The following is a 24068-nucleotide window of genomic DNA, read 5'->3' as shown; positions in this document are numbered from 1 at the left end:
CGGTCACCGGGCGCCCGCCGGGACGAACGACGGCAACGTGACGACGGTGACCGGCGCGCAGTGGCGCAGCACCTCCACCAGGCCCGCGGGCCATGCCGCCGTCGACGCCCTCCGCGGCTGGCCATGGGCCAGCCTGCCAGCCGCTTCGGGCCACGCCGCCTTCGATGCCCTCCGCGGCCGGCCATGGGCCAGCCTGCCAGCCGCTTCGGGCGGCGGGCCGTCGCCGGCGGCCGGCGCCGTGGCGTCCGTGCCGTCGTCGACGACCACAACGATGTCGTCGTAGCGGCCTGGCGCGACGTTGTAGACCTGGCTGACACGGCCGGGGTCGTCCGGCGCCGGGAACTCCAGCGCGCACCGGATCGCGTAGCCGGGCACGTCGAGCGGGTGCACCGGCGACCGGGTGGTCGACTGGTAGCGCACGTCGCCGCCGGTTGCCCGGCCGAGCGCCGCGGCAAGCCGCATCGGGGTGTACATGAGCTCCTCCGTCCCCAGCACGAGCGTCCGCCCGCCCGGCTCGACCAGCCGGTCCGCGATGGCGGCGGCCACGTTCCCCACCGTCTCGTCGAGCAGCCCGCGGTGGCGCGGCGCCCAGCCGTGCCGCCCCCCATCGGGCAGCTCGGCCGGCCACGGCGGGCGCAGCCACGTCACCGACCTCGGCGGGCCCAGCCCGGTCATCGCCGAGCCGTCGGGTGCGCCACCCACGCCGTCGTTCGCGCGGGCGGCGCCGCCCGCCGCCGCGCCGTGGCGTTCGCGCAGCGCCCGGGCACGGTCGGCCACGTCGGGCGGCACCGCGACGGTCGCGGACACCAGCGAGACGACGTCGACGGGCACGCCCAGCTCGGCCGCCACCTCGTCGAAGCGCGCCCGCGAGGCCGCCGGCCGCGCGTCCAGCAGCGTCGCCACCGTGTAGGCGGGGCGCGGGGCGAGCGCGTGCAGCGCCCGGATCGTGCCGAGCGCCGTGTTGCCGGTGGACAGCTCGTCGTCGACGAGCAGCAGCGGGCGGGGGTCGGTCAGCAGCCGCGGATCGGCGGGCAGCAGCCAGTGGTGCACGGCGTGTGAGTGCGTCTCGGCGAGCTCCAGCTCGGAGCGCATCCCGGCGACCGCGCGGCGGGTGGTGTGCAGGTAGTCGGCGTCGGCGAAGCCGTCGGCCACCGCGTGCCCGAGGGCGGTCGCCGTCTCGCAGTAGCCGAGGACGAACGGCGCGCCGCCGGCGCGGCCGACAGCGGAGACGTCGCGCGCCCTGGCGGCGAGCGCGGCGGCCGCGCCGAGCGCGACCTCGGGCCGGACCGGCAGGTGCTTGCCAAGCACCCGGCTGACCAGCAGGTGGGCACGGCGCGGGTTGCGCCGCAGCGCCAGGCCCACAATGCCGCCCAGCCCGGCGCCGGTGACGTCCTCGGTCACCTCGGCCGCGAGTCCCAGTGCCACCCACAGCCAGCCGTCGTCGTCCCCGCCGTCCCCGGCCGGCGGCCACGGGCTCGCGGGAGACCGGTCCGCCCGGCCGGCGAGCGGGGAGCTGTCCAACACTGGTCCACCATCCGCGAATCGGCCGGCCGTGGAACCGCCTGGGGCCGAGATGCCCACCACAGCGCGGCCGGCACCCGCGGCCGCGGGTGCCGAGCCGCCAGTCGCCGAGCCGCCGGGTGCCGGCGGTTTCAAGCGGCCACCACCTGGCTGGCCGCGAGCACGTCGACGAAGGTGTGGCCCTCGCGGAGCACCCCGAAGGCGGCGGCGCGCCTGGTCACGGTCTGCGCCCAGATCCGGTGCGGGCGCAGCTCGTTCATCTTGTTCGCGTAGCGGCTGGGCTGGACGCCACCCGACTCGCCGGCGAGCACCGTCTGCGCGTCCTCGTACTCCTCGTGGGTCACGACGTAGAGGGCATGGACGGCGGCGACGTGGCTGGGATGGATGACGGTCTTGCCGATCAGGCCGTTCGCCTTGTCCAGCACGACTTCCTTGATCAACCGGTCGAGGTCGGCGGAGACGAGGTCCTGGCGCAGCGCGGGGCCCTGGACGTCCGGGTTCGCGAGATCCGCCGTGGCGAACGGGGTGACCCGCAGCGTGCTGAGGAACAGTCGCTCGGGCTGAGCGAAGTACTCCCAGACCGGCCCGGTGACGACGTGGTCACCGCCGCGGGCGCAGACGTTGACGATGTCGGCGATGCAGTCCCGCACCACGGCGATGTCGTAGATGGTCAGATCGCGGTCGCGGCGCAGCCCGTAGAGCCCGGACAGGTCGGTGGCGCCCAGCCGCACCGCCAGCACATGGTCGGCGTGCTTGTCGACGAGACGGCGCACCCCGCGCAGCGTGTCCAGCCGAGTCTCCCGGTAGATGACCTCCGGGCTTTCCAGCACGGGCATGGCCCACAGGGGGCGGCCGATCGTGTCGCTGGCCCGCAGCACCGCCTCGAGCGCCGGCTCGCCGCTGTCCTCGACGAACTTCGGCAGCACAAAGCCGGTGAGCACGTCCGCCGCCGCGGCCGAGAGCCCGGCGATGAGGGCGGGGATCTGCTCGGCCGCGCGCACCCGCACGAACAGCATGCCGGAGTCGTCGCCGACGCGTGGCGGCTCGTCGCCCAGCTGGTTGAGGGCGCGCACCACGTTCGCCTGCGCCGCCGCCACCTCGTGGTCGGCGACCGCGTCCTCGAGGCACAGCACCATCGACGCGACGCCGGCGGCCGACTGACGGCGCACGTCGTCCGCGAGCCGCGGCCGGGTCCCCGGCGCGTACAGCGTCGCGCCGAGTGCCGTCGCGACCATCCGCCGGTCGTCGTCGCGGGTGATCTCGACCGGCGGCAGGTGGAACAACGCGTCACTGGCCGCCGAGTCGAGGAAGGCGAAGTGTCGCACCGCAGCGGCTCCTTCTAGCTCGACGGGCCTCGCCCCTGGGCGCGCGGCTCGGCGAATTCCCGCCGGGGTGCGCTCACGCGCCGCCGGACCTGCGAGAACGTCCGACGCGTCGGACCGTACCCTCCAGAAGGGGCGGGACGCTGGGAAACGTCCCACTGACGCCTTTCCGACATTTGTCCGTAATGCCGCCGTTCCATACCAAGCCGGTTCAACCGGTTACGGATCCGATCAGCATCCACCCGGTCGCCATCCGCCACAACGCGACGATCATCGGATGGCTACTTTCCGCGACGGCGCGGCCTCGCCATTGCCCTGTGAGCCGGCCCGCCGCGGGCGGGCCGGCTCACAGGGCGGCACGACGGTTAGACCCCGCCGTCCCAGAGCTTCTTGTACTCGGCGGCCGAGTTGGGGTTCACCCCGCCATTCAAGATCGTGGAACAGACGTTGTTCGGCATCGGGTCGTCGTAGTACGACTCGTAGCCCATGACGTCCTTGTTGGCGACGAACGTCTCCCACATCTTCCGGATGTAGAGCGGGTTGTCGCCACCAGGGTCACCGGAGCAGGACGTGACGCCCCACTCACCGACGGAGAGCTTCTTGCCGTGCTCCCGGGCCATCTTGGCGGCGTAGCAGAGGCCGTTCGGGTCGTTGCACTGCCGGTCGAAGGTGGCCTCGTCGGGTGACGGCGGGAACATGTCGTACGGGTCGATCCCGATGTAGTCGACGTACTCGTCACCCGGGTAGGCGGGCCAGGGCGAGCCCCCGTCGGGGACCGGCGAGTTGTGGGCGTTGAAGGTCCAGTCGATCTTTATGTCCGGGTCGGTGGACCGGATCGCGGTCGCGACGTTCTGGAAGCACTTCACCCAGTTGGTGGGGTCGGCGTCGACGTGCCAGTACATGAACCAGCCGTTGAACTCCCAGCCGATCCGCACGATCGTGTCGGCGCGGTTGTGGTTCACCAGGAAGGTGCCGAACCGCTTCCACTGGTCGTTGTACGCGCCGTTCGCGCAGTCGGCGTTGTTGCCGACCCCTTCCGGGTACAGCGGCTGGCTGATTACCAGCTTGCCGGGGAAGCTGGCGAAGTCCTCCACCGGCCAGGTCGGCTCGACGATCGGGTCCCAGCCCTGCTCGCGGACCGTGAACACGTGGGCAAGGTCGACCTGCCGGCCCCGCCACGTGCCGAAGTCCAGGTAGGGCTGCATCTCGTTCGCCGGATGGACGCCGGACATCCACGGAAGCCCGGAGTTCTTGCCGGCGGTGTCCAGCTTGCTCGTCGTCTCAGGCGCGCCCGCGGGCACGGTCGGCGTGATCGTCGGCGCCGGCGCCGGGCCACCCACGGCCAGCTCGCCGGAGGCCTTCCGCTCGCCCTGGGTGGCGGTCACCGACACCTTCCCGGCGAAGCTGGCCGGCAGCTGGAAGCCGAGCAGGAAACGACCCTCGCCGCCTGCCTTCATGGAGGCCGAGCCGCCGAGCTGCTCGGTGGCCGCCTCGATCTTCACGTCCTGGCCGGGGAGGAAGCCGCGGCCGCCGACGAGCACGATGTCGCTGTCGAACAGCACGATCGCCAGGGCCGGCACGGCGGCCACCCCGCTGGTCTGCCCGCTCTGGTCGAGTGGTGGCGTGGTGGCCGGCGGTGTGGTGGCCGGCGGTGTGGTGGCCGCTGAGGCGGCCGTCACGCCGGGCACCGTGAGTGTCAGCAGCGCGACGGCGAAGACGCTCGCCAGCGCGGCGAACTGACGCCGGCGGGAGTGGCGCCGGCGGGAACGGCGCCAGGTGGGTCCGCCCGCCGCTACGGCGGGCATGGAATGGACGGCTCGCTGAACCGGACGGCTCGCCGGAGGGGACAGGCGACCGTTGTCTGCCAAGGCCATGCGAACGCGCTGCCTTTCGGTCGTGGCGGGCGAGGCGGCGACCGCGTGGCGCCGGCTCGTCCTTCCGCCGTGGGTGTGGAGCACCCGGAGGTGTCGGCGCACGTCACGAGCGGCGGCGCGTGGCCCCGTCCCCTCCGGAGCGGCCGTAACGGCCCTCCCAAACGGCGCCCGCCACCGTGGCCCTGGACGACGTGCCGAATACCGGCGCACCCTCGGATACACGGCAATACTTGATCACAAGCATGGTAATCGCCGTGCCGGCACCCGCGGCAGCGCCCATGGGAAAACACTTCCGGACATTTCGGGACGGCTGTCCGCATGTGCGCCGCGATTCCGGCAAAAGGGCGTCAACCGCCCCCGCAAACCAACCAAGAAGCTACGGAAGATCTACGTCAGGTCAACCATCTGGGCCACGTCAGTGCCCCGCCCTCGGCCCCTGGCCGCGCGTCACCCTCGCGACCCCCTCGCGCCCCAGTCCCATCTAGCGAACTACGAGTGCGTCATCCGACGGGTGCTCGACCGTGACCGGCTCGTCCGCGCCGTCGGCCACGGGCAGCACCCTGATCCCCCAGGGCAGCAGGGCGCCGTCGAGACGGACCTCCATGGTCCGGGTGACGCGCTGCGCGGACGGCGCGAGCCGGGCGAGCGCCTGCCCCTCGGCGAGCTCCGCCGGCGGCAGTGTCCCGGGACGGGCGACGAGCACCAGCTCGGGCACGGTGCCCCCGCTGCGGACCCGGACCCGCAGGACGCGCCGCCGCCAGCCGGCGCGCGCCACCGAGTAGGCCACCCAGGGCTCCCCCGAGCCGCCCTCCGGCGGCTCGTCGGCCAGGTCGTCGTCCGCGTCCTCGTCGGACGCCGCGGTCACTCCGGCACCGTCGTCGAACCTGCCGCCGGGACTGCCCGCCGGCGGCGGGACGGTGGCGTGGCCGGTGAACTCGTCCGGTGGCGAGAGGGTCAGCTGGTCCTGGTACCCGACGTGCTCCGGCGTCCCGGCGCCGTCATCGAACTGGCCGCCCGGACCGGCCGGGGCGAACAGGCCGCCCTGCATCGCCGGCAACGTCCAGCCAGGCCGCGGGCCCGCCGCCGGGCCGTTCGCGGGCGCGGGCCAGGCGGGCGCGCCGAGCGCCGGAAGGTGCCCATCCCAGCCAGCCGTGCCACCCGTCGGAGTGGCGGGGATCCACGGCGGCAGCGCGGCCAGTCCCGCTGGGCCCTGAGGCGGGGCCGGCGGGCTCGCCCAACCCGCCGGGCCTGGCCACGCGGCCGCCTCGGACACGGGCGACGGCGGCGCTGGCTGGTGCGACGGCGCGGGCTGGTGCGACGGCGCGGGCTGGTGCGACGGCGCGGGCGGAGTGGACGGCATGGGCGCGGGGGGCGGCTCCTGGCCGGGCTGGGCCGGCGCCCCTGGCCTGGGCATGACAGGCAGTCCAGAGCCCGACGTCGGCGGGTTCACCATCGGCGGCAACGGCCCGGCGGGTGCGGCCTGGCCCCGCGGGCCCGGCGGCACCCCCGGCCCGGCCACCGGGGCGGGGGGCGAGGGGAGAAGCGGCACCGAGGCCTGCCCCTGGCCCAAGGGCGGCATGGGCGGCACCGCTCCGGGCGGTGGGGCTCCTGGCATCCCCGCCGATGGCATCCCGGCAGGCGACGGTACGGGCGGAACGGCCGCCGGGGGCGGCACATGCGGCATCACGGCGGGTGGCGGCACCGGCGGCGCCGCGCCCGGAGAGGACACGGGCGGCCCCGCGGGCGCGGGCGCCCTGCCCAGACCGACCGGCATCCCGGCGGTGCCCGGCCCGGCGGCCGGCGCCGGGCCGGGCAGCGGCACGGCACCAGGTGGCTGCGCGTGACCGCGCGCCGGTGCCATGGGCATCGCCGACGTCGCCGACGGGAGGAGCAGCGCGGCGCTGGCGGGAGACGGCACCGGCATGGCCCCGGTGGGGACAGGCAACGCGCCGGTCGGCGGGCCGGGCGGCAGTGGCGTGAGATAGGACGCCTCCGGCCCGGCCGGAGCTCCCGGCAGGGCCATCGGCCCGGTGCCGCTTCCGGCGGCCGGAAGCGGCACGGCGGGCGCCCGGGCGAGCAGCTCGGCGCCGGCCGACGCGGCGCGCGGCTGGCCGTTCACCCGGAACACCGGGAAGCAGGACACGTAGTACGGCCAGCCATCGCGCGGCGCGGCGAGCCGCCAGCCACCACCGCGCAGGGCGAGACCCGCGATGGTCACCGTCGCGGCCGAGGCCACGGGATCGTCCGGGCCGGTCGGCATCCGGTCACGCCGCCAGAGCACCCTGGCCTCGGTCAGCCCAGCCGCGAGACGGAAGAACAGCACCAGCTCGTCGCCCCGGTCCTCGACGCGCAGCTCCGTGACCCCGCCGGGGGCCACGTGCTGGACCGGCCGGCCGACGACACCCCTGCCGCCGAGAACGCTGACCGGGGTGTAGATCACCGGGCCGACCGCGGCCGAGTCCAGCAGCCGGCCGCGCCGGCTCGCGCCGACGAGGCGGGCCGGCCCCGTGGCGGCGCCCAGCGGCAGGTCGGTGTTCTCTGGTCCGAACGGCCCAGCCGGGGCGGATGGCTGCGTCGGGTACCGGCCCGCTGCCGGCGCCGCCGTGTCCGGCAACACGCCCGACGTGGCGTAGATCCGCACGTCCGAACCGGGAAGCGCCGTCCAGCGCAGCATGGTCTCGCCACCCGCGAACGCGACGGACAGGTCGAGGACCGGCCGCGGCCGCAGCGCCACCGCGACCGAGGTCTCCACGCCCGGCGTGCGGGCGGGCGAGCCGTCGCCCTCGACATACTCCACCGAGAGCCGGTAACGGTAGGTGACACCCGGTTGCACGTCCGGATCGGTCAGCACCCCGCCGCTGACCCGGGTATGCCGGACCGAACGGTCCACGTCCCGAGGCTCCCCGTCGCCCACCGCGAGCCCCCCGGTGGGCGGGCCGGCGCTCCCGTCGTCGAGCGCCTCCATCGGTTCGAGCACCTCGACCGCCTCGACCGCCCGCTCGACGGTCACCAGCTGGACCGGGCCCTCCAGGCGCCAGGTCAGCCGGACACCGTCCGCGGTCTGCTGGGCCCGGAGCCCCTCGACGTCCCGGCTGAGGACCAGCGACTCGGTCCGCGCGACCGGCGAGTGGCGGCTGCCGGAGACCGCCGTCACCTCGTAATACACCGGCGTCCACGCGGGCGCGCCGGCATCGGTCAGCTCCATGGCCGTGGTGGTACCGAGGGCGAAGCGGGCCGGCGGGGCGCCGAGCGTCCCGGCGACCACCCGGTCCACCCGGAACGACAACGGCGTCGCGGTGTCGGCGGCCCGCCAGCGCAGCAGCACCGCCCCGGCGGCACCCGAGGAGGCGCCCCCGGCCGGCATCGCGGCCAGGTCGACCACCGGCGCGAGCGGGAGAGCGGCCAGCGCCGCGAGGGCCTCCGGGCTGTCCGAGGCGCTGGCCAGCACGGCGACGAGCGCGGCCTCCCGCGCCGCCGGCGGCAACGCGAGCGCCGCGTCCACCCGCCGCCGGATCATCGCCTGGGCCATGGTCAGCTCTTCGAGAACCTCGGCGGCGCCTCGGCCGTCCGGGCCGGGCACGTCGGCCGCCTGCGCGACCAGCCAGCGCGCCCGCTCCAGCGCGGCCTCGGCCCGGCCCGCGCCACGGTCGTCCGCGAGCGCCCGCCACCCCGCGTCGGCGGCGGCGAGGGCGGCCGCCACGCGCGCGGCGAGCTCGTCACCGGCGGCGATGGCGGGGGCGCCCACGGCGGCGAGCGCCGGCCGCGCCCGGCCGATCAGCTCGACCGCCTCGGCCGGCCTGCCGTCGTCGAGCGCGCGGCGGATCGCGGTGAGCGCCTCCGTCGCGTCCCTGGACTGGCGGACGCTCTGCCCGCACTGCCGGCAGACGGCGGCCGCCGCCTCGGTCAGCCGCCCGCAGGTGGGGCAGACGATGTAGAGATCGGTGTCGCAGTACCGGCAGACCCGGACCTCGCCGACCGGTTCCGGGCGCCCGCAGCCAGGGCAGACGACGAAGTCGACCGTCGCGCCGGTGCTCACCGGGACGCCCAGGTCGCGGGCCAGGCCCAGCACGACCGATCTGACCTGGGCCGCCGACAGGCCACGGCCGGCGCCCAGCGTCCGGCGCATCAGGCCTTCGAAGGCGACCGCGGTGATCTCGCCGTCCAGGAGGACGTGCTCCTCCACCGCGGCACGCAGCTCGTCGGCCGCGTCGGCGAGCAGGCCGGCGGTGTAGGCGGCCGGGTCGCCCTCCAGCAGGCGGGTGCGGACCAGCGCGAGCAGGTCCGCGGTCACCGTCTTCTCCCGGTCGTGCGGCCGGCGGGCGTTCACCGCCGCGACCGCCTCGTACGCGGCCACGAGCCGGGCCGGCGGCCCGTCGGGCCCCACTCCGAGGAAGGCCCACAGCGAGGCGGTCGAGGCGTGGTCGCCGCGGCGCAGGGCCCGCAGCTCGTCGAGCCGCTCCCGGATCTGGCCGCGCGCGTCGGCCGGCAGCGGCGCGACGCCCACCCCGGCCGCGTCGTCGATGAGCCGTTCCCTGGCTAGCCGTGTGTCGAAGCGCTCGCCGACCACCCCGGCCTGGGCGGCGAGGCGGCGCAGGCCCTCGACCCGGGAGATCGGGATGCCGCCGAACCGCTCGCGCACGGTGGCCAGGTAGCCGTCGACCTTGGCGAGCCGCTCGGTGTCGCCGTCCCGGCGAGCCTCGACGACCCGCTGGCGGGTCCGCTCCCGCGCCTCGGCGTCACGCAGCGGCGCCTCCCACTCCGCCCGGCGGCGGACGAGCTCCGCGGCGAGCGTCGCGTACTTCGCCGAGCTGCGCTCCCGCTGCAGGAACGCGAGCACCCGAGCGAGCCTCGCCTGCACCTCGGCGTCGGTGTCCCCGCCCTCGGGATCCAGATCGGCGACGAAGAACGGGTCGTCGAGCCGCAGCGGAGAGCGCGCGCGCAGCACCGCCAGCACCCGCTGGCGGTATCCGCTGCCATCAAACGCCGCGCTCACGCCTCACCTCATGTAACGCCGTGCCGAGCGAGCGGGCGCCAGCCGCCCCGTACATCCGCCACCGTCAGAGCCGAACGGGCAGCCGCCCGGATACCGAGCCTCGCGATCGCGCCGCCACCGTCAACCGGGCGACGTCACTCGACGGCAACAGACCGGCGCCCCCGGCGGCCGGATCCATACGCCACCCAGGTTACGGACCGCCCTGAGGCGCCGATACAACGGGTTTCCAGGCGTCGGGGCCGAAGTCGGGCCGGGTTGGGCGGGAAGGTTGACATGGTTCGCTCCGTGCGGGCACGGCCCTCCGGCAGCCCGCTCGCCTGGCGGCTCGCGGGCTACCTCCGGGCCGTGTCCTCCTCCGCTCACGGGCGCTCCGGCGACCTCGCGGAGGCCCGGCCCCGTTCGCTTCGCTCCGGGGCCGGGCCTCCGCGAGGTGCGCCTTCGCGCCAGCTCGGTTGCGTGCCGCTGTACGTCGCCAACCCGAAGCCACAGCGCTCGTCTGGGTACGTCGCTTCGCTCGTGCGGTCTTCGCGTCTCCACGAGCGAAGCGACGTGGCCTACGGATGGGCCTGCCGCGGATAGGTGACGTTCAGCGGCGGGTGACCGTGCTGGGCGCGGAGGCGCACCTCCGCGGAGGCCCGGCCCACGAGCGAAGCGACGTGGACCCCGCGCACGCGTCTTGTGGTCTCGTGACGTACAGCGGCAAGCAACCGCGCTGGGCGCGGAGGCGCACCTCGCGGAGGCCCTCCTACGAGCGAAGCGACGTAGGCGGGCCGCAGCGAGGTCGCCGGAGCGCCCGTGAGCGGAGGAGGACGGCGCGCGGAGGTCCCTTGGGAGCGAAGCGAGTAAGGGGCCGGAGCGCGCCGCCCGGACGGAGCGAACCAGAAATACAGCGAACCAGCAATACAGCTACTCGCGGCGCTCGACGAGTTTGCCGACCTTCTCGGCCTCGGCGGTGCGCAGTGCCTCGCTGCCCACGCCGGCGGTGACCCGCAGCACCAGCGGCTCCGGGGTACCCGGATGGGTGGCGCGCACCTCGATCGTCTGGTCGCGGCCCATCACGAAGCTCACCTCGACGGGCGTGCCCCTGGGATGGCCGGACGGGATGCCGCGCAGCGCGTCGGCGACGATGACCTTGTTGTCCTCGATGACGGGCGACGCGACCGCGGTGCCCTGCTCGAAGACACGGATGTCGACCTCGGTCTGGTCGTCGGTGACGGTGTAGAAGGTCCTGGTCACCGAGATCGGCAACGGGTCGTTCTGGTGGGCGAGGAAGGCCGCCACCGGCCGGCCCCGGTCCTCGGCGAAGATCCCGAAGCCGCGCGACGTGACGTTGGTGACGGTGGTGCGCACCAGGCCGGCGACCGCCGCGGCCGGGAGGCCCACCTCCCCCGCCCGCTCGGCCGCCGCCGCGGCGATGTCGGCGTCCGAGGCCGCGGTGAGATCGTCGTCGGCCCCGATCCGCCCCGCCTTGACCAGGTCGTCGTGGACGGCGCGCTCCAGGGCCTTCTTCTGGCCGTAGACCGCGGCGCCCTTGGCAACGGCGAGATCCGGGTCGACCAGCTTGCAGACCAGGCCGAACTCCTCCGCGAGCCGCCGGGCGACCGCCGGCGACTTGCTCATGCCGCCCACGAGCAGGCAGGTGTCGATCTTCTCGACACCCTTCTCCCTGGCCCGGTCCAGCACCGAGCGGGTGAGCTCGATGGTGCGGTCGAGCAGCGGCTTGGTGAGCTCCTCGAAGGCCGTCCTGGTCACCTGCACGCTGGTGCGCCGGCCGCCGTGCACCACGAGGACGTCGACGCTCTCCCGGCCCGACAGCGCGAGCTTCGTGTCCTCCGCGGACGTGAGCAGCTCCTGCTCGTCGTAGACGTCGTCGAGCGGGTCGCCGGCGTCGGGCTGCGCCTCGACGAACCGGCGGGCGAGGTGGCGGACCAGCTCCAGGTCCCAGTCGGCGCCGCCGAGCTCGTGGTCGCCGTCCGTGGCGACGACCGTGATGCCGCCTTCGCGCAGCCGGATCACCGTCGTGTCGAAGGTGCCGCCGCCGAGGTCGTAGACGAGGACGGTCGACTCCGCCTTGCCATCCTGGGCGAACCCGTACGCGAACGCGGCGGCCGTGGGCTCGTTGATGATGTCGACGACGTTGAGCCCGGCGAGCTCGCCCGCGAGCTTGGTCGCCTTGCGCTCCTCGTCGCCGAAGTAGGCGGGCACGGTGATGACGACGTCGGTCACCGGACCGCCGGTGGCCCGCTCGGCGTCCGAGACCAGCGCCTTGAGGACGAGGCTGGAGACGGCGGCCGCCGTGTACTCGACGCCGTGCGCGACGAACCGCCAGTCGGACGTGCCCATGTGCCGCTTGACCAGGCTCGCCACGTCGTCCGGCCGGATGCGCAGCTGCCGTTTGGCCTGGGTGCCGACGACGAACGAGACCTGACTGTCGGCACCCTCGTCGAACAGCACCACCGACGGAGTGGTCGGCTGCGACTCGATGTTGCGGATCACGTCAGGCCGGCCGTACTCGTCCAGCCGCGCGATACACGAGTACGTCGTGCCCAGGTCGATCCCGAAGACCTTGGCGCCCCGGGCGCCGTCGCCCTCCGCCACGCCGCCACCGTCCCTTCCGACGCGCCCTGCCCGTCACGCGCCTGACTACATGTCTCTATGTGTTGTACCTACCGCAACCATCCCCCTCGCCACCGCCCCCATCCAGCCCGCTGCGCCGAGTCCTCCCCCCGTTTTCACATGGACCTTGCATCCACGCCTACCCGGGCGCCGTGCGGTCACCGGTAGCAGTGGCCAGGGGTCCCCGCCGATCTGACACACCGACCCCCGACCAGCGCCGGACCATCGGAAAAGGAGCGACCCGGCAGATCGGTGGGGGAGGCTCTTACCGGTGGCGGTAGACCTCGGCCTCGGCGGGGCGCAGCACGGTCGAGGTGCCACGCACGAAGCCGGGCCGGACGCCGCGGGCGACCGTGCGGTCGCGCGCGGGCTCATCGGTCCCGATGCCGCGCAGCGCGAGGTGGCGCGTCGGATCGAACTGGCTGCCTGGCACGGCGATGTATGGCCGCACGTCGGCGGCGATATCGAGTACCTGCAGAAGCTGCTTGCGCAGGATCCCGGCGACGCTCTGCGGATCGTCCGCGCCGAGGCTGGACATCTGGTCGTGCAGCCTGATCAGGCCGCGCAGCAGAGGCGCCATCGCCTCCGTCAGCTCGCCCTGGCGCAGCCGGGTGTTCTCCTCGTGCAGCCGGTCGACCATCTCGACGTCGTGCCGGCGCAGCCGCGCGAGCTCGTCCACCCGGCGGGCGAGTGTGGCCAGCTGCTCGACCAGGTCACCGGCGGCCCCGCCCGGCGGCGTCGGCGGGCCCACAGCGAGCCCGGCCGGCATTCCGCCGGCCACGCGCTCGCCGCCCGGGGGCGTGAGGGGCCGCTGGGCCGGCGCGCCCCAGTCCGGGCCACCGTTCGTTGGTTCGTCGACCGGGTCGTAGCTGTCGTAAGGGCCACCGTCGAAGGACGGCCGGCCGTCGAGCGCCCCACCGGGCCTGCCCGACATACCTCGCGGGTTCGAGATCGGGGAGATGTCGACGGCGTTCGCGGCCGAGGGCTTGCCGCGCGCCCCGTCGGACACCGACATGATCGGCAGCGTCGTCGGGGCACCGCCGGGGCCCCCCATTCCGGGGAGCCCCGCCGCGTCGCCGTCGTCCGGGCCAGCGCCCTGGCCCTGTCCGGACGGCCCGAGAGGGTCCGGCCCGGGAAACCAGCGGCCGGACCGCTCTCGGCGGCGACGGGAGTGCGGCTCGGTCACTTGCGGCCCGGAGTCCAGTTCAGACCCCAGTTGTACGCCTTGTCGAGATCACGGTGACCGCCGACGTAGCGGACCTCCCGGCTGACCGTGAAGTCGCCGGCGCCGTTGTTCGTGAGCAGTGCGATCGCGCACATCCGGGAGCCGCCGGCCTTCTCGTCGAGGCGAACCTCGATCGGCGCGCCCTGCGCCGGGGTCAGCGTCACGACCGCGTCGGCCTGGTCGAAGGACGCGACGCCCTCGTAGATGAACGCGAAGATCAGGATTCGGCGGATGTGGGCCGCCTGCGCGAGGTTGACGTAGAGATTCTCACCGCCGACCGCCGCCCCCGTCCGGTCGTCGGCATCCAGGTTGACGAACGGCGGGGCGTCGAAGGACCCGAAGCTGTTGCCCAGGGCCTGGACCACGCCGGACTGTCCGTTGGACAGCTCGAACATGGCGGCGAGGTCGAGGTCGATCCCGCCATTCGCGCCGAGCACGCGCTTGAGGAAGCCGCCCTTCTGGGGGGCGGCGCCCGTGTTCCAGTTGAGGTTGACGTGCAGCCGCCCGCCGCCGCCCTGCTTGGAGAGCGACACGGAGGGGGCGGACTTAGTGAGGGTGACCTTGCTCAGGGACACGCCGGGCGCCGCGCCAGGCGTGTCACTCGGACGCTTCGAGTAGTCGATTGCCATGTCCGCTCCTTTGCGGTGTCGTCCGCGGCGGCCCGTCGGATCGGGGAGACCGGGGGCGTCCCCGGGGCAGACCTCCCGGCCGTCACCGGCCCGACGACCCCGCCAACCATTCTGCACGGCGGTAGAAGTGGTGGAGTATCGCCGTCACGGCCCTGCCCCGGGAGGGGCTTCCACCCGGCTGGCCGCCCGGCCCGTGAACAGGCACGGGACGGGCGGCCGATGTGAAGGCCGCGTTTTGCCTGACCGTTGCCCGTCTTCTCCCGCGGCCGCGCGGTCAGCACGCGGTCAGGACTTGGCGCCGACTGGTTCCGGCACCTCCTGCTCGCCAGCCTCGTCGCCCTCGTCACGGTTCGCGTCGCGGTGTCGCATCGACGACAGCAGGGCGAGACCGATGAAGGCGACGCCGATCAGCCCGGTGACGATCTCGGGAACCTCGGTCTCGATCGACACGGCGAGAATGATGGCGAGCGCGCCGATCGCGTAGTGAGCACCGTGCTCCAGGAACACGTACTCCGACAGCGTTCCCCGCCGCACCAGGTAGACCGTGAGCGACCGGATGTACATCGCGCCGATGCCCAGGCCGGCGGCGATGACGAAGATGTCCTGCGAGATGGCGAACGCGCCGACGACGCCGTCGAACGAGAACGACGCGTCGAGGACCTCGAGGTAGAGGAAGAGGAAGAACGCGGCCTTCCCCGTCGCCTGGACCACGCCGCCGCGCTTGGCGACGGCGCCCGGCTCCGCCTCGGCGTCGCCGTCCTCCTCGTCGGCGCCGATCCCCTGTGCCTCGAAGAACTCGCCGAGACCGCGCACGCCCAGATAGGTCGCGAGGCCCGCGAGCCCGGCGACGAGGACCTGCTCGGTGTGGCCGTCGGAGAACGCCTCGCCGACCACGAGCAGCGCGACCAGCCCGAGCACCACGGGAATGACGTCGAGCTGGCCAGCCTTGCGCAGCGGCTCCTCGATCCAGCGCAGCCACTGGACCTCACGCTCGGGGTCGAACATGAAGTCCAGGAAGATCATGAAGAGGAAAATGCCGCCGAAGGCCGCGATCGCCGGGTGGGCGTTGTGCAGATGGCCGGCATAGGTGAACCCGTCGCTCACCTTGTCCGAGTTGACCGCCAGGTCGATGACCTGTACCGGGCCAAGGTGCGCGGTAAGCGCGACAACAACGATCGGGAAGATCAACCGCATCCCGAAGACGGCGATGAGCACACCCACGGTGAGGAACAGCCGCTGCCAGACCGGGCTCATCCGACCCAGGATGGTCGCGTTGATCACCGCGTTGTCGAACGACAGGCTGATCTCCAGGACCGCCAGGATCGTCACGATCGCGGCGGCGTGCCAGCCGCCTAGCACGCCGGCGCCCGCGATGACCACGGCGGTTATCGCGAAGGACCAACCAAAGATCCGCAAGATGTGCACCAGTACCAGCACCTCCGCGGACCGGTCGAGGGATGTGACCGGCGGGCGCCCTGGCACTACGGCTCCGGTCCGCCGGAGTCCGCCGCACCGCCGTCATCGGCGCCGCCGTCTGTCGCGCCGGCCCGAGCACCCGGCCGTCCACCCGCGCCTGGCGGCGCCGTGTGGCTCCGGTGATCTGGGCCACCGGACGAACGACCTTCGACACGCTCGTGGTACTTGCGCGGCTCTCGGCATCGTAGCCAGCACCACCACGGACAAAAGTGACAAGCGGGCGACACGATGCCAACAATCACCGTCCCGACCTGAACGGCCACCCTCCGCCGGCCGCCTCGCACCGGGCGTCACCCGTCGGACCGATGGTTCCGCCGGGTCGGCGAACACGACCCGGCAGAACCCGCTGCCCGGCGGCCGGGCGCTGCGCGCCCGGGCCGCGGGAGCGCCTCAGACGTTGACGCCGTAGTCCTGCGCGATGCCGCGCAGGCCGGTCGCGTAGCCCTGGCCGACCGCGCGGAACTTCCAGTCGCTGCCGTGCCGGTAGACCTCACCGAAGATCATGGCGGTCTCGGTCGACGCGTCCTCGGACAGGTCGTACCGAGCGATCTCGGCGCCACCGAGGTCGTTGACGATCCGGATGAAGGCGTTGCGCACCTGGCCGAAGCTCTGCTGACGCGCCTCGGCATCGTAGATCGACACCGGGAACACGATCTTGTCGATCTCCGACGGCAGGCTGCCGAGGTTTATCTTCACCTGCTCGTCGTCACCCTCACCCTCACCGGTGAGGTTGTCGCCCTGGTGCTCGATCGCGCCGTCCGGGCTGCGCAGGTTGTTGAAGAAGATGAAGTACTGGTCGGAGAGCACCCGGCCGTCGGCGCGGCAGGCGATCGCGCTCGCGTCCAGGTCGAAGTCGCTCCCGGTCGTCGTCCGAGCGTCCCAGCCGAGGCCGACGATCATGCTCGTGAGACCGGGCGCCTCCTTCGACAACGAGACGTTGCCACCCTTGCTGAGGCTGACTCCCACTGTGTTCCTCCCGCTGTCCGTGCGGACGGGGCTTCGGCGCCCCGAGCACCCTCGCCCCGGCTCGCTGCCAATGTGATCGGCAGCCTATGCCCATAGGTGGGCAGACCGGACGCTCGCCCGCCTGGGCGGCATCCGCCGGGACTTCTACGAGCCATACGAATGATGGCGGGCCGGAAGTTCCCAACGCGGGCGGCGCGCCGTGTTTATGGTTCGCTCCGTCCGGGCGGCGCGCTCCGGCCCCGTACTCGCTTCGCTCCCACGGGACCTCCGCGCGCCGTCCTCCTCCGCTCACGGGCGCTACGGCGACCTCCGCTGCGGCCCGACCACGTCGCTTCGCTCGTGGCCGGGCCTCCGCGGAGGCACGCCTCCGCGCCAGCTCAGTGACGACACGCCGTACGTCGCCAACCCGAAGCCACCGTCTCGGGGGGCCACTTCGCTTCGCTCGTGGCCGGGCCTCCGCGGAGGCGCGCCTCCGCGCCAGCTCAGTTGCGTCACGCTGTACGTCGCCAACCCGAAGCCACCGTCTCGGGAGGCCACTTCGCTTCGCTCGTGGCCGGGCCCACCGCGGAGGCACGCCTCCGCGCCCAGCACGGTCGCCTCTCGCTTGAGCGGCACCAATCCAAGACCGGCCCCGATCCACATTCAGACCCTGCGGAGCCACCTCGCTTCGCTCGTGGAACGTCCGGACTGGGACTGGTACTGGTTGCGGATTCCGTGCCGACCAGCCGCGAAGGCCACCCACGAGCGAAGCGAAGTGCCCCCCACGCAGAAGCTGGCCAACGTTGATCCGTTCAAGCGGCACGCAACCGAGCTGGCGCGGAGGCTCCCCCACGAGCAAAGCGAAGCGGCCCGGGCGGGGCGCGGTCTCGGGTTGGTGACGTACGACGAAACACAACCGAGCTGGCGCGGAGGAGGACGGCGCGCGGAGGTCCCGTGGGAGCGAAGCGAGTACGGGACCTCCGCGCGCCGTCCGCACGGAGCGCGGTCTCGGTTTGGTGACGTACGACGAAACACAACCGAGCTGGCGCGGAGGCGCGCCTCCGCGGAGGCCCTCCTACGAGCGAAGCGACGTAGGGGGGGGCCGCAGCGGAGGTCGCCGCAGCGCACGTTCGCGGAGGAGGACGGCGCGCGGAGGTCCCGTGGGAGCGAAGCGAGTACGGGGCCGGAGCGCGCCGCCCGCACGGAGCGAACCAATGTCACAGCCCGAACGTGCCATGGAAACGGGCGATTTCGCGTCCGTCGGTCCACCACGGTCGGTCGGCGGGACACCGCGGTGGACGGCGTCGGCACGGCCGGTGCCCGAGCCGGTGCGCATCTGGCGGCGGATTACGTGGTTTCGTCGGCCCAACCTGGGAACATCGACCACGGGCCGACCGACCCCTTGGCGCGGACGCACCCAGGGTACGCCCTCCCGGCCCACAACTTGGGGCATCCGGTGGTCTCACTGAGTTCACGTTGGGGTGTCGCCATTTGCCATCTGGGAGGCGGATCATTGGGGCGTGGTTCGCCTGGATAAGGTCGATGTGATGATCGGACGTTCAGTAGGCCGGGTCGTCATCTCCGACGTCACCCCGGCCGTCTCGTGTGGCCGTTGGCCCTCGCGCGCGGTGATCGGCGAAACCATCACCGTGGGCGCTACCGTGTTTCGGGAAGGTCACGACCTCATCGGGGTGAACGCGGTGCTGTCAGGCCCAGACGGGCTTGGCGCACCGTTCACCCGGATGCGGCTGGTCGCGGCCGGAACCGATCGTTATGAAGCCGATCTCACAGTAACCGCGCAGGGCCTGTGGGGCTTCCGGATCGAGGCGTGGGCGGATCCCCTCGCGACCTGGGTGCACGGCATCGAGCTGAAGGTGGGCGCGGGACAGACCACCGACGAGCTTGCCGTCGACTTCGAGGACGGCGCGCGCCTGCTGTTGCGCGCGCTGCCCGGGGTGCCCGAGAGCGAGCGGGCGGCGGTGGCGCGCGCCGCCGCCGCGCTGCGCGACGACTCCGTCGACGATCCCTTCGCGCGCATCACCCCCGCGTGCGACCCGGAGCTCACCGACCTGCTGGCCCGCTACCCGATGCGGGAGCTGGTGACCCGCTCACCGCTGCAGCGGGTCTGGGTCGACCGCGAGCGCGCGCTCTACGGGAGCTGGTACGAGCTCTTCCCCCGGTCCGAGGGCGCGTCCCTGGACCCGCCCCGCTCGGGCACCTTCCTCACCGCGGCGGAACGGCTGCCCGCGATCGCCGAGCTGGGCTTCGACGTCGTCTACCTGCCGCCGATCCACCCGATCGGCGAGGTGAACCGCAAGGGCCCGAACAACACCCTCGTCCCCAGCCCCGATGACCCGGGCTCGCCCTGGGCGATTGGCAGCGAGCACGGCGGCCACGACGCCGTGCACCCCGACCTGGGAACACTCGAGGACTTCGACCAGTTCGTCGCGCGGGCCCGCTCGCTGGGCATGGAGGTCGCGCTGGACCTGGCACTCCAGTGCGCTCCCGACCACCCGTGGGCCAAGCGGCACCCAGAATGGTTCACGGTGCGTTCCGACGGTTCGATCGCGTACGCCGAGAACCCGCCGAAGAAGTACCAGGACATATATCCGCTGAACTTCGACACGGACCCCGCGGGCATCTACCGGGAGGTCCTGCGAGTGGTCCGCCACTGGACCGCGCACGGTGTTCGCATATTCCGGGTGGACAACCCGCACACGAAGCCGGTGGAGTTCTGGGAGTGGCTCATCCGCGAGGTGAAGGCGACGGAGCCGGACGTGCTCTTCCTCGCGGAGGCTTTCACCCGGCCGGCCATGATGCACACGCTGGCGAAGGTGGGATTCACCCAGTCGTACACCTATTTCACCTGGCGCAATGCGAAGTGGGAGCTCGAGGAGTATGCTCGCGAGCTCGTCGAGGGCGCGCACTACATGCGGCCCAACTTCTTCGTGAACACCCCGGACATCCTGAGCGAGTACCTGCAGCACGGCGGCCAGGCGGCGTTCCGGATCCGCGCGGCGCTGGCGGCGACGCTCTCCCCGACCTGGGGCGTGTACGCGGGGTACGAGCTCTACGAGCGCGTGCCGGTACGCCCGGGCAGCGAGGAGTACCTCGACTCGGAGAAGTACCAGTACCGCCCGCGCGACTGGGCCGCGGCCGAACGTAGCGGGGCGTCGCTCGCGCCCTACCTGCGCAGGCTCAACGCCGTCCGGCGCGCCCACCCGGCACTGCACTGGCTGAGCAACCTGCACCTCCACCATGCGGATGGCGACGAGATCATCGCGTACTCGAAGCGGTCCGGAACCGGACCGGACGCCGACGTCGTCCTCGTCATCGTCAACCTTGACCCGCATGCGGCCCGGGAGACAACAGTGCGACTTGACATGCCCGCCCTCGGTCTCGAGTGGTGGGACACCTTCGACGTCCGGGACGAGATCACTGGCGCCACCTACACGTGGGGCAAGGAGAACTACGTCCGGCTCGACCCGTTCGTCGAGCCAGCGCATGTGCTGACGTTGGCGCGGCGCTCGTGACTGGCGACGGGGGGCCGGAGACCGGAGCCGAGCCGCTGCTCGGCGACCGGCTTTCCAGCGACCCGCTCTGGTACAAGCGGGCGGTCTTCTACGAGGTGCTGATCCGGGGCTTCGCCGACTCCAACGGCGACGGCACCGGCGACATCCGCGGACTGATCAGCAAGCTGGACTACCTGCAGTGGCTCGGCGTCGACTGCCTGTGGCTGCTGCCCATCTACGAGTCGCCCCTGAAGGACGGCGGCTACGACATCTCCGACTACTTCCAGATCCTGCCCGAGTTCGGGGACCTGGGGGACTTCGTCGAGCTGGTCGACCAGGCACACAGGCGGGGTATCCGGATCATCGCCGACCTGGTGCTGAACCACACGTCCGACCAGCACCCCTGGTTCCAGGCGTCGCGGTCGGACCCGGCGGGCCCGTACGGCGACTTCTATGTCTGGTCGGACACGGACGACCGCTACCCGGACGCCCGGATCATCTTCGTCGACACGGAGAAGTCCAACTGGACGTGGGACCCGGTGCGCGGCCAGTACTACTGGCACCGGTTCTTCTCCCACCAGCCGGACCTGAACTTCGACAACCCCGACGTCCAGGACGCCATGCTGGAGGTCCTGCGCTTCTGGCTGGATCTCGGGATCGACGGGTTCCGCCTCGACGCGGTGCCCTACCTCTACGTCCAGGACGGCAGCAACGGCGAGAACCTGCCGGAGACCCACGAGTACCTGCGGCGGGTCCGCAAGGAGATCGACGCCAAGTACGCCGACCGGGTCATGCTCGCCGAGGCGAACCAGTGGCCGTCGGACGTCGTGCAGTACTTCGGCAACGACGACGAGTGCCACATGGCGTTCCACTTCCCGCTGATGCCGCGCATCTTCATGGCGGTGCGCCGGGAGTCGCGCTACCCGATCTCCGAGATCCTCGCGCAGACGCCGGCTATCCCGCCGAACTGCCAGTGGGGCATCTTCCTGCGCAACCACGACGAGCTCACCCTTGAGATGGTGACCGACGAGGAGCGCGACTACATGTACACCGAGTACGCAAAAGACCCGCGCATGAAGGCGAACATCGGCATTCGCCGCCGGCTCGCCCCGCTGCTGGACAACAGCCGCGACCAGATGGAGCTGTTCACCTCGCTGCTGCTGTCGCTACCCGGCTCCCCGGTGATCTACTACGGCGACGAGATCGGCATGGGCGACAACATCTACCTGGGTGACCGGGACGGTGTGCGCACCCCGATGCAGTGGTCGCCGGACCGCAACGGCGGCTTCTCCACCGCCGACCCGGCACGGCTCTACCTGCCGCCGATCATGGACCCGGTCTACGGCTACCAGGGCCTGAACGTCGAGGCGGGGACGCGGCTGTCGACGTCATTCCTGTCCTGGACGAAGCGGATGATCGAGGTGCGCAAACGGCACCAGGTCTTCGGCCTCGGCGCTTTCGAGGAACTGGCCGCGTCGAACCCGTCCGTGTTCGCCTATGTGCGTACCCTCGGCGACGACCGGGTGCTGTGCGTCGCGAACCTCTCCCGGTTCGCCCAGCCGGTGGAGCTGGACCTGCGGCGATTCGAGGGAATGGTTCCGGTGGAGTTGCTCGGCCGGGTGCATTTCCCCCCGATCGGCGAGCTGCCCTACCTGCTCACCCTGCCCGGCCACGGCCACTACTGGTTCGCCCTCACGACGGCCGGGGAATTCACCCCCTGAACGAGGGGTACGAAGCACCCTGTCCGCCGGGCACCGCGCGTCCGATGGTTCCAGCAGAGGGCTGTCGTCGTGGGAAGCGCCTGGGTCTGGTTGAGTCAGCGCCAGGTTCGCGCGGCGACTGCCTACGGTTGGGCACCGTTTGCCATCCCCGCGAAAATCAGTTGAACAAGTGCTGTCTCCCGGGCGGCATGTCCGTTAGGTTGACAGACAGGCAGTACGCCCGTTCCGGTGCGGCCCACCGCGGCCGCTGGCGAAGGCCGGCTTCATGGTGGGCGCCGCATATGTTCGCCGAAGGCGATCCCGTCCGCCCAGGGCGGCTGCCGGCCACTGACGTCAAGCTCGAACTTCAGCCGGACCGCTGGGGGCAGCCGGAGCGGCCGCCGCAAGGTCGCCGGTCTTGGTCGGCCTCTCGGGGGAACCACTGAACTGAACAGTGCTTACATCCGATGCACGCGGGGAGTACCTCCTCCGTCGATCCGCCCACTCTGACCCCGGTTCGCTCGGGTTCACCCGGTCGGTGGGGGATCACGGACCCGCGGGACCGGCGAAGCCGATCCCGCGGGAACCCGGCCCGCGGCTCCGGGGACGACGGCTCTCCGGCTGTGCGACCAACCTGCCACTGGGTCGCACCGCTCCTGGACCTGTGACATCGCGTAGGCCTCCGGCAGTGCGGCGAAAACATGATCGCATTGCCTCCGGCCAAAGGGAGGTCGACCGTGCGAGACCACTCCGAGCTCGGGTCTCTGCTGACAGACTGGCTACCCAAACAGCGCTGGTTCGCGGGCAAGGGCCGCCCCGGCGCGCGACTGGAGATCCGCCAGGACGTCGGGGTCTCCGACCTGCTACGCCATCTGGTCGTCGAGGTCCGTTATGACGACGGCGGGCCGGCCGACAACTACCAGGTCCCGCTGGTGATCCGGCCCGACGCGCCGCACGGGCACTCCGGCTTCCTGCTGGGTGAGGCATCGAGCGGGCTGGTCTACGACGGGCTGCACGACCCGGACGGCAGTGCCGCCCTGCTCGACTTCCTCGCCGCCCAGCGCAGCCGGGACGGGCTGGCCGCGCATGCCGTGACGCCGCTGGCCGAGCTGCCGGCGCACTCCGTCGGCGCCGAGCAGTCCAACACGTCGATCATCTATGGCGAGGCGTACATCCTGAAGGTGTTCCGCCGGCTCTGGCCTGGTGTGAACCCCGACCTCGAGGTGACCAGGGCGCTGGCCGACGCGGGCAGCCCGCACGTCGCCCGCCCGCTCGCCTGGCTCGACGGGCGCCTCTCCGGACCCGCCTCCGCAACCTCGGCGACCTCGGCGACCGAGGACGACGCGGTCGCCGCCGAGGCGGCGGCCGCGGGCATCGAGACCGCCGGCGGCGACCCGGACGGGCCGACCACGTTCGCGTTCATGCAGGAGTACCTGCGAAGCGGCACCGAGGGCTGGAAGCTCGCGCAGACGAGCGTGCGGGACCTCTACGCCGAGGGCGACCTACACGCCGACGAGGTGGGCGGTGACTTCGCCGGCGAGTCCGAGCGGCTGGGCCATGCCACCGCGGAGGTACACACGCTGCTCGCCCGCTGCTTCCCCACCGTCCCCGTCGACCGCGCGACGCTGCGCGCGACAGCCAGCCAACTGCATTCCCGGCTCGACGTGGCGCTGGCCGGCGTTCCGCGGCTCGCCCCTTACGAGGCCGGCGCCCGCGCCGCCTTCGAGGCGCTGGCCACCGAGACCTCGGCGCCACCGTTCCAGCGGGTCCACGGCGACCTGCACCTGGGCCAGGCGCTGCGCACCGACAGCGGCTGGGTGCTGTTCGACTTCGAGGGTGAGCCCGCCCGGCCGGTGCCGGAACGGCGCCGGCTGGCCTCACCGCTACGCGACATCGCGGGCATGCTCCGCTCGTTCGACTACGCGGCCCAGTCAATGCTGCTGGAGCGCCAGGGCGAGGAGGGGCTCGGCTATCGCGCCCGCGAGTGGGCCGACCGCAACCAGGGAGCCTTCCTCGCCGGCTACCAGGCCGGCAGCGGTCTCGACCTGGCGGCGTTCGAGGTCGCGCTGCGCGCCTTCGAACTCGACAAGGCCGTCTACGAGGTGCTGTACGAGGCGCGGCACCGGCCGGCCTGGATAGAGATCCCACTCGGGGCGGTGCGCCGCCTCACCTCGCTGCGCCCGCCGCTGGCGACGGGATCGGCCGCGGTATGAGGCCCGCGCGGCCTCGCGTGGCGACCCCGTTCCGGGGGCATA

12 protein-coding genes are annotated in these 24068 nt (G+C 72.6%); 3 read left to right on the top strand and 9 right to left on the bottom strand.

The genetic code is table 11. The features are described from left to right. Positions 1 to 3: 3 nt before the first annotated feature. The 9 genes from BCD48_RS21440 to BCD48_RS21400 all read right to left on the bottom strand — a co-directional run bounded on the left by BCD48_RS21440 (position 4) and on the right by BCD48_RS21400 (position 16622). Positions 4 to 1521: a phosphoribosyltransferase family protein gene (locus BCD48_RS21440; RefSeq protein WP_083418996.1), complete on the bottom strand. Its 1518-nt coding sequence runs from the start codon at positions 1519 to 1521 to the stop codon at positions 4 to 6. 131 nt (positions 1522 to 1652) lie between these two features. Then, entirely contained in the window at positions 1653 to 2846 is a 1194-nt protein-coding gene (locus tag BCD48_RS21435; RefSeq protein WP_071050187.1) for an HpcH/HpaI aldolase/citrate lyase family protein, read from the bottom strand. A 362-nt stretch (positions 2847 to 3208) separates the two neighbouring features. Further along, positions 3209 to 4648 carry a glycoside hydrolase family 26 protein gene (locus BCD48_RS21430; RefSeq protein WP_241841902.1) on the bottom strand — a complete coding sequence of 480 codons (1440 nt, stop codon included), beginning with the start codon at positions 4646 to 4648 and terminating at the stop codon, positions 3209 to 3211. A gap of 550 nt (positions 4649 to 5198) precedes the next feature. Next, a complete protein-coding gene (locus BCD48_RS21425) occupies positions 5199 to 9710 on the bottom strand; it encodes a zinc ribbon domain-containing protein (protein WP_071050185.1) in 4512 nt (1503 codons plus the stop codon). A gap of 906 nt (positions 9711 to 10616) precedes the next feature. Continuing rightward, positions 10617 to 12308, bottom strand: coding sequence for an Hsp70 family protein (locus BCD48_RS21420; RefSeq protein WP_071050184.1), 1692 nt, complete (start codon positions 12306 to 12308; stop codon positions 10617 to 10619). 283 nt (positions 12309 to 12591) lie between these two features. Next, entirely contained in the window at positions 12592 to 13341 is a 750-nt protein-coding gene (locus BCD48_RS21415; RefSeq protein ID WP_241841901.1) for a hypothetical protein, read from the bottom strand. A gap of 167 nt (positions 13342 to 13508) precedes the next feature. Next, the gene (locus BCD48_RS21410) at positions 13509 to 14180 is read right to left on the bottom strand and encodes a TerD family protein (RefSeq protein WP_071050182.1); all 672 of its coding nucleotides are present in this window, start codon (positions 14178 to 14180) and stop codon (positions 13509 to 13511) included. Positions 14181 to 14465: 285 nt separating this feature from the next. Then, positions 14466 to 15605, bottom strand: coding sequence for a DUF475 domain-containing protein (locus BCD48_RS21405; protein ID WP_071050203.1), 1140 nt, complete (start codon positions 15603 to 15605; stop codon positions 14466 to 14468). Between the two features lie 441 nt (positions 15606 to 16046). After that, the gene (locus BCD48_RS21400; RefSeq protein WP_071050181.1) at positions 16047 to 16622 is read right to left on the bottom strand and encodes a TerD family protein; all 576 of its coding nucleotides are present in this window, start codon (positions 16620 to 16622) and stop codon (positions 16047 to 16049) included. Positions 16623 to 18148: 1526 nt separating this feature from the next. Here BCD48_RS21400 and BCD48_RS21395 point away from each other — a divergent pair. The 3 genes from BCD48_RS21395 (at position 18149) to BCD48_RS21385 (ending at position 24026) form a co-directional block, all read left to right on the top strand. Then, positions 18149 to 20134 carry an alpha-1,4-glucan--maltose-1-phosphate maltosyltransferase gene (locus BCD48_RS21395; protein WP_198543332.1) on the top strand — a complete coding sequence of 662 codons (1986 nt, stop codon included), beginning with the start codon at positions 18149 to 18151 and terminating at the stop codon, positions 20132 to 20134. Continuing rightward, entirely contained in the window at positions 20131 to 21834 is a 1704-nt protein-coding gene (gene treS / locus BCD48_RS21390) for a maltose alpha-D-glucosyltransferase (RefSeq protein WP_071050180.1), read from the top strand. The genes BCD48_RS21395 and treS overlap by 4 nt, the downstream gene beginning before the upstream one ends. Before the next feature lie 716 nt (positions 21835 to 22550). Next, positions 22551 to 24026, top strand: coding sequence for a maltokinase N-terminal cap-like domain-containing protein (locus tag BCD48_RS21385; protein ID WP_198543331.1), 1476 nt, complete (start codon positions 22551 to 22553; stop codon positions 24024 to 24026). Positions 24027 to 24068 lie beyond the last annotated feature (42 nt).

It is taken from the genome of Pseudofrankia coriaricola (genome assembly GCF_001854805.1).
GTDB lineage: Bacteria > Actinomycetota > Actinomycetes > Frankiales > Frankiaceae > Pseudofrankia.
This window is presented reverse-complemented; position numbering and strand designations above follow the sequence as displayed.

Bases quoted from the DNA above. Each gene is read 5' to 3' on its own strand.
- BCD48_RS21430 (WP_241841902.1), bottom strand. From the start codon at position 4,648: ATGCCCGCCGTAGCGGCGGGCGGACCCACCTGGCGCCGTTCCCGCCGG.
- BCD48_RS21415 (WP_241841901.1), bottom strand. From the start codon at position 13,341: ATGTCGGTGTCCGACGGGGCGCGCGGCAAGCCCTCGGCCGCGAACGCC.
- BCD48_RS21410 (WP_071050182.1), bottom strand. From the start codon at position 14,180: ATGGCAATCGACTACTCGAAGCGTCCGAGTGACACGCCTGGCGCGGCG.
- BCD48_RS21395 (WP_198543332.1), top strand. From the start codon at position 18,149: ATGATCGGACGTTCAGTAGGCCGGGTCGTCATCTCCGACGTCACCCCG.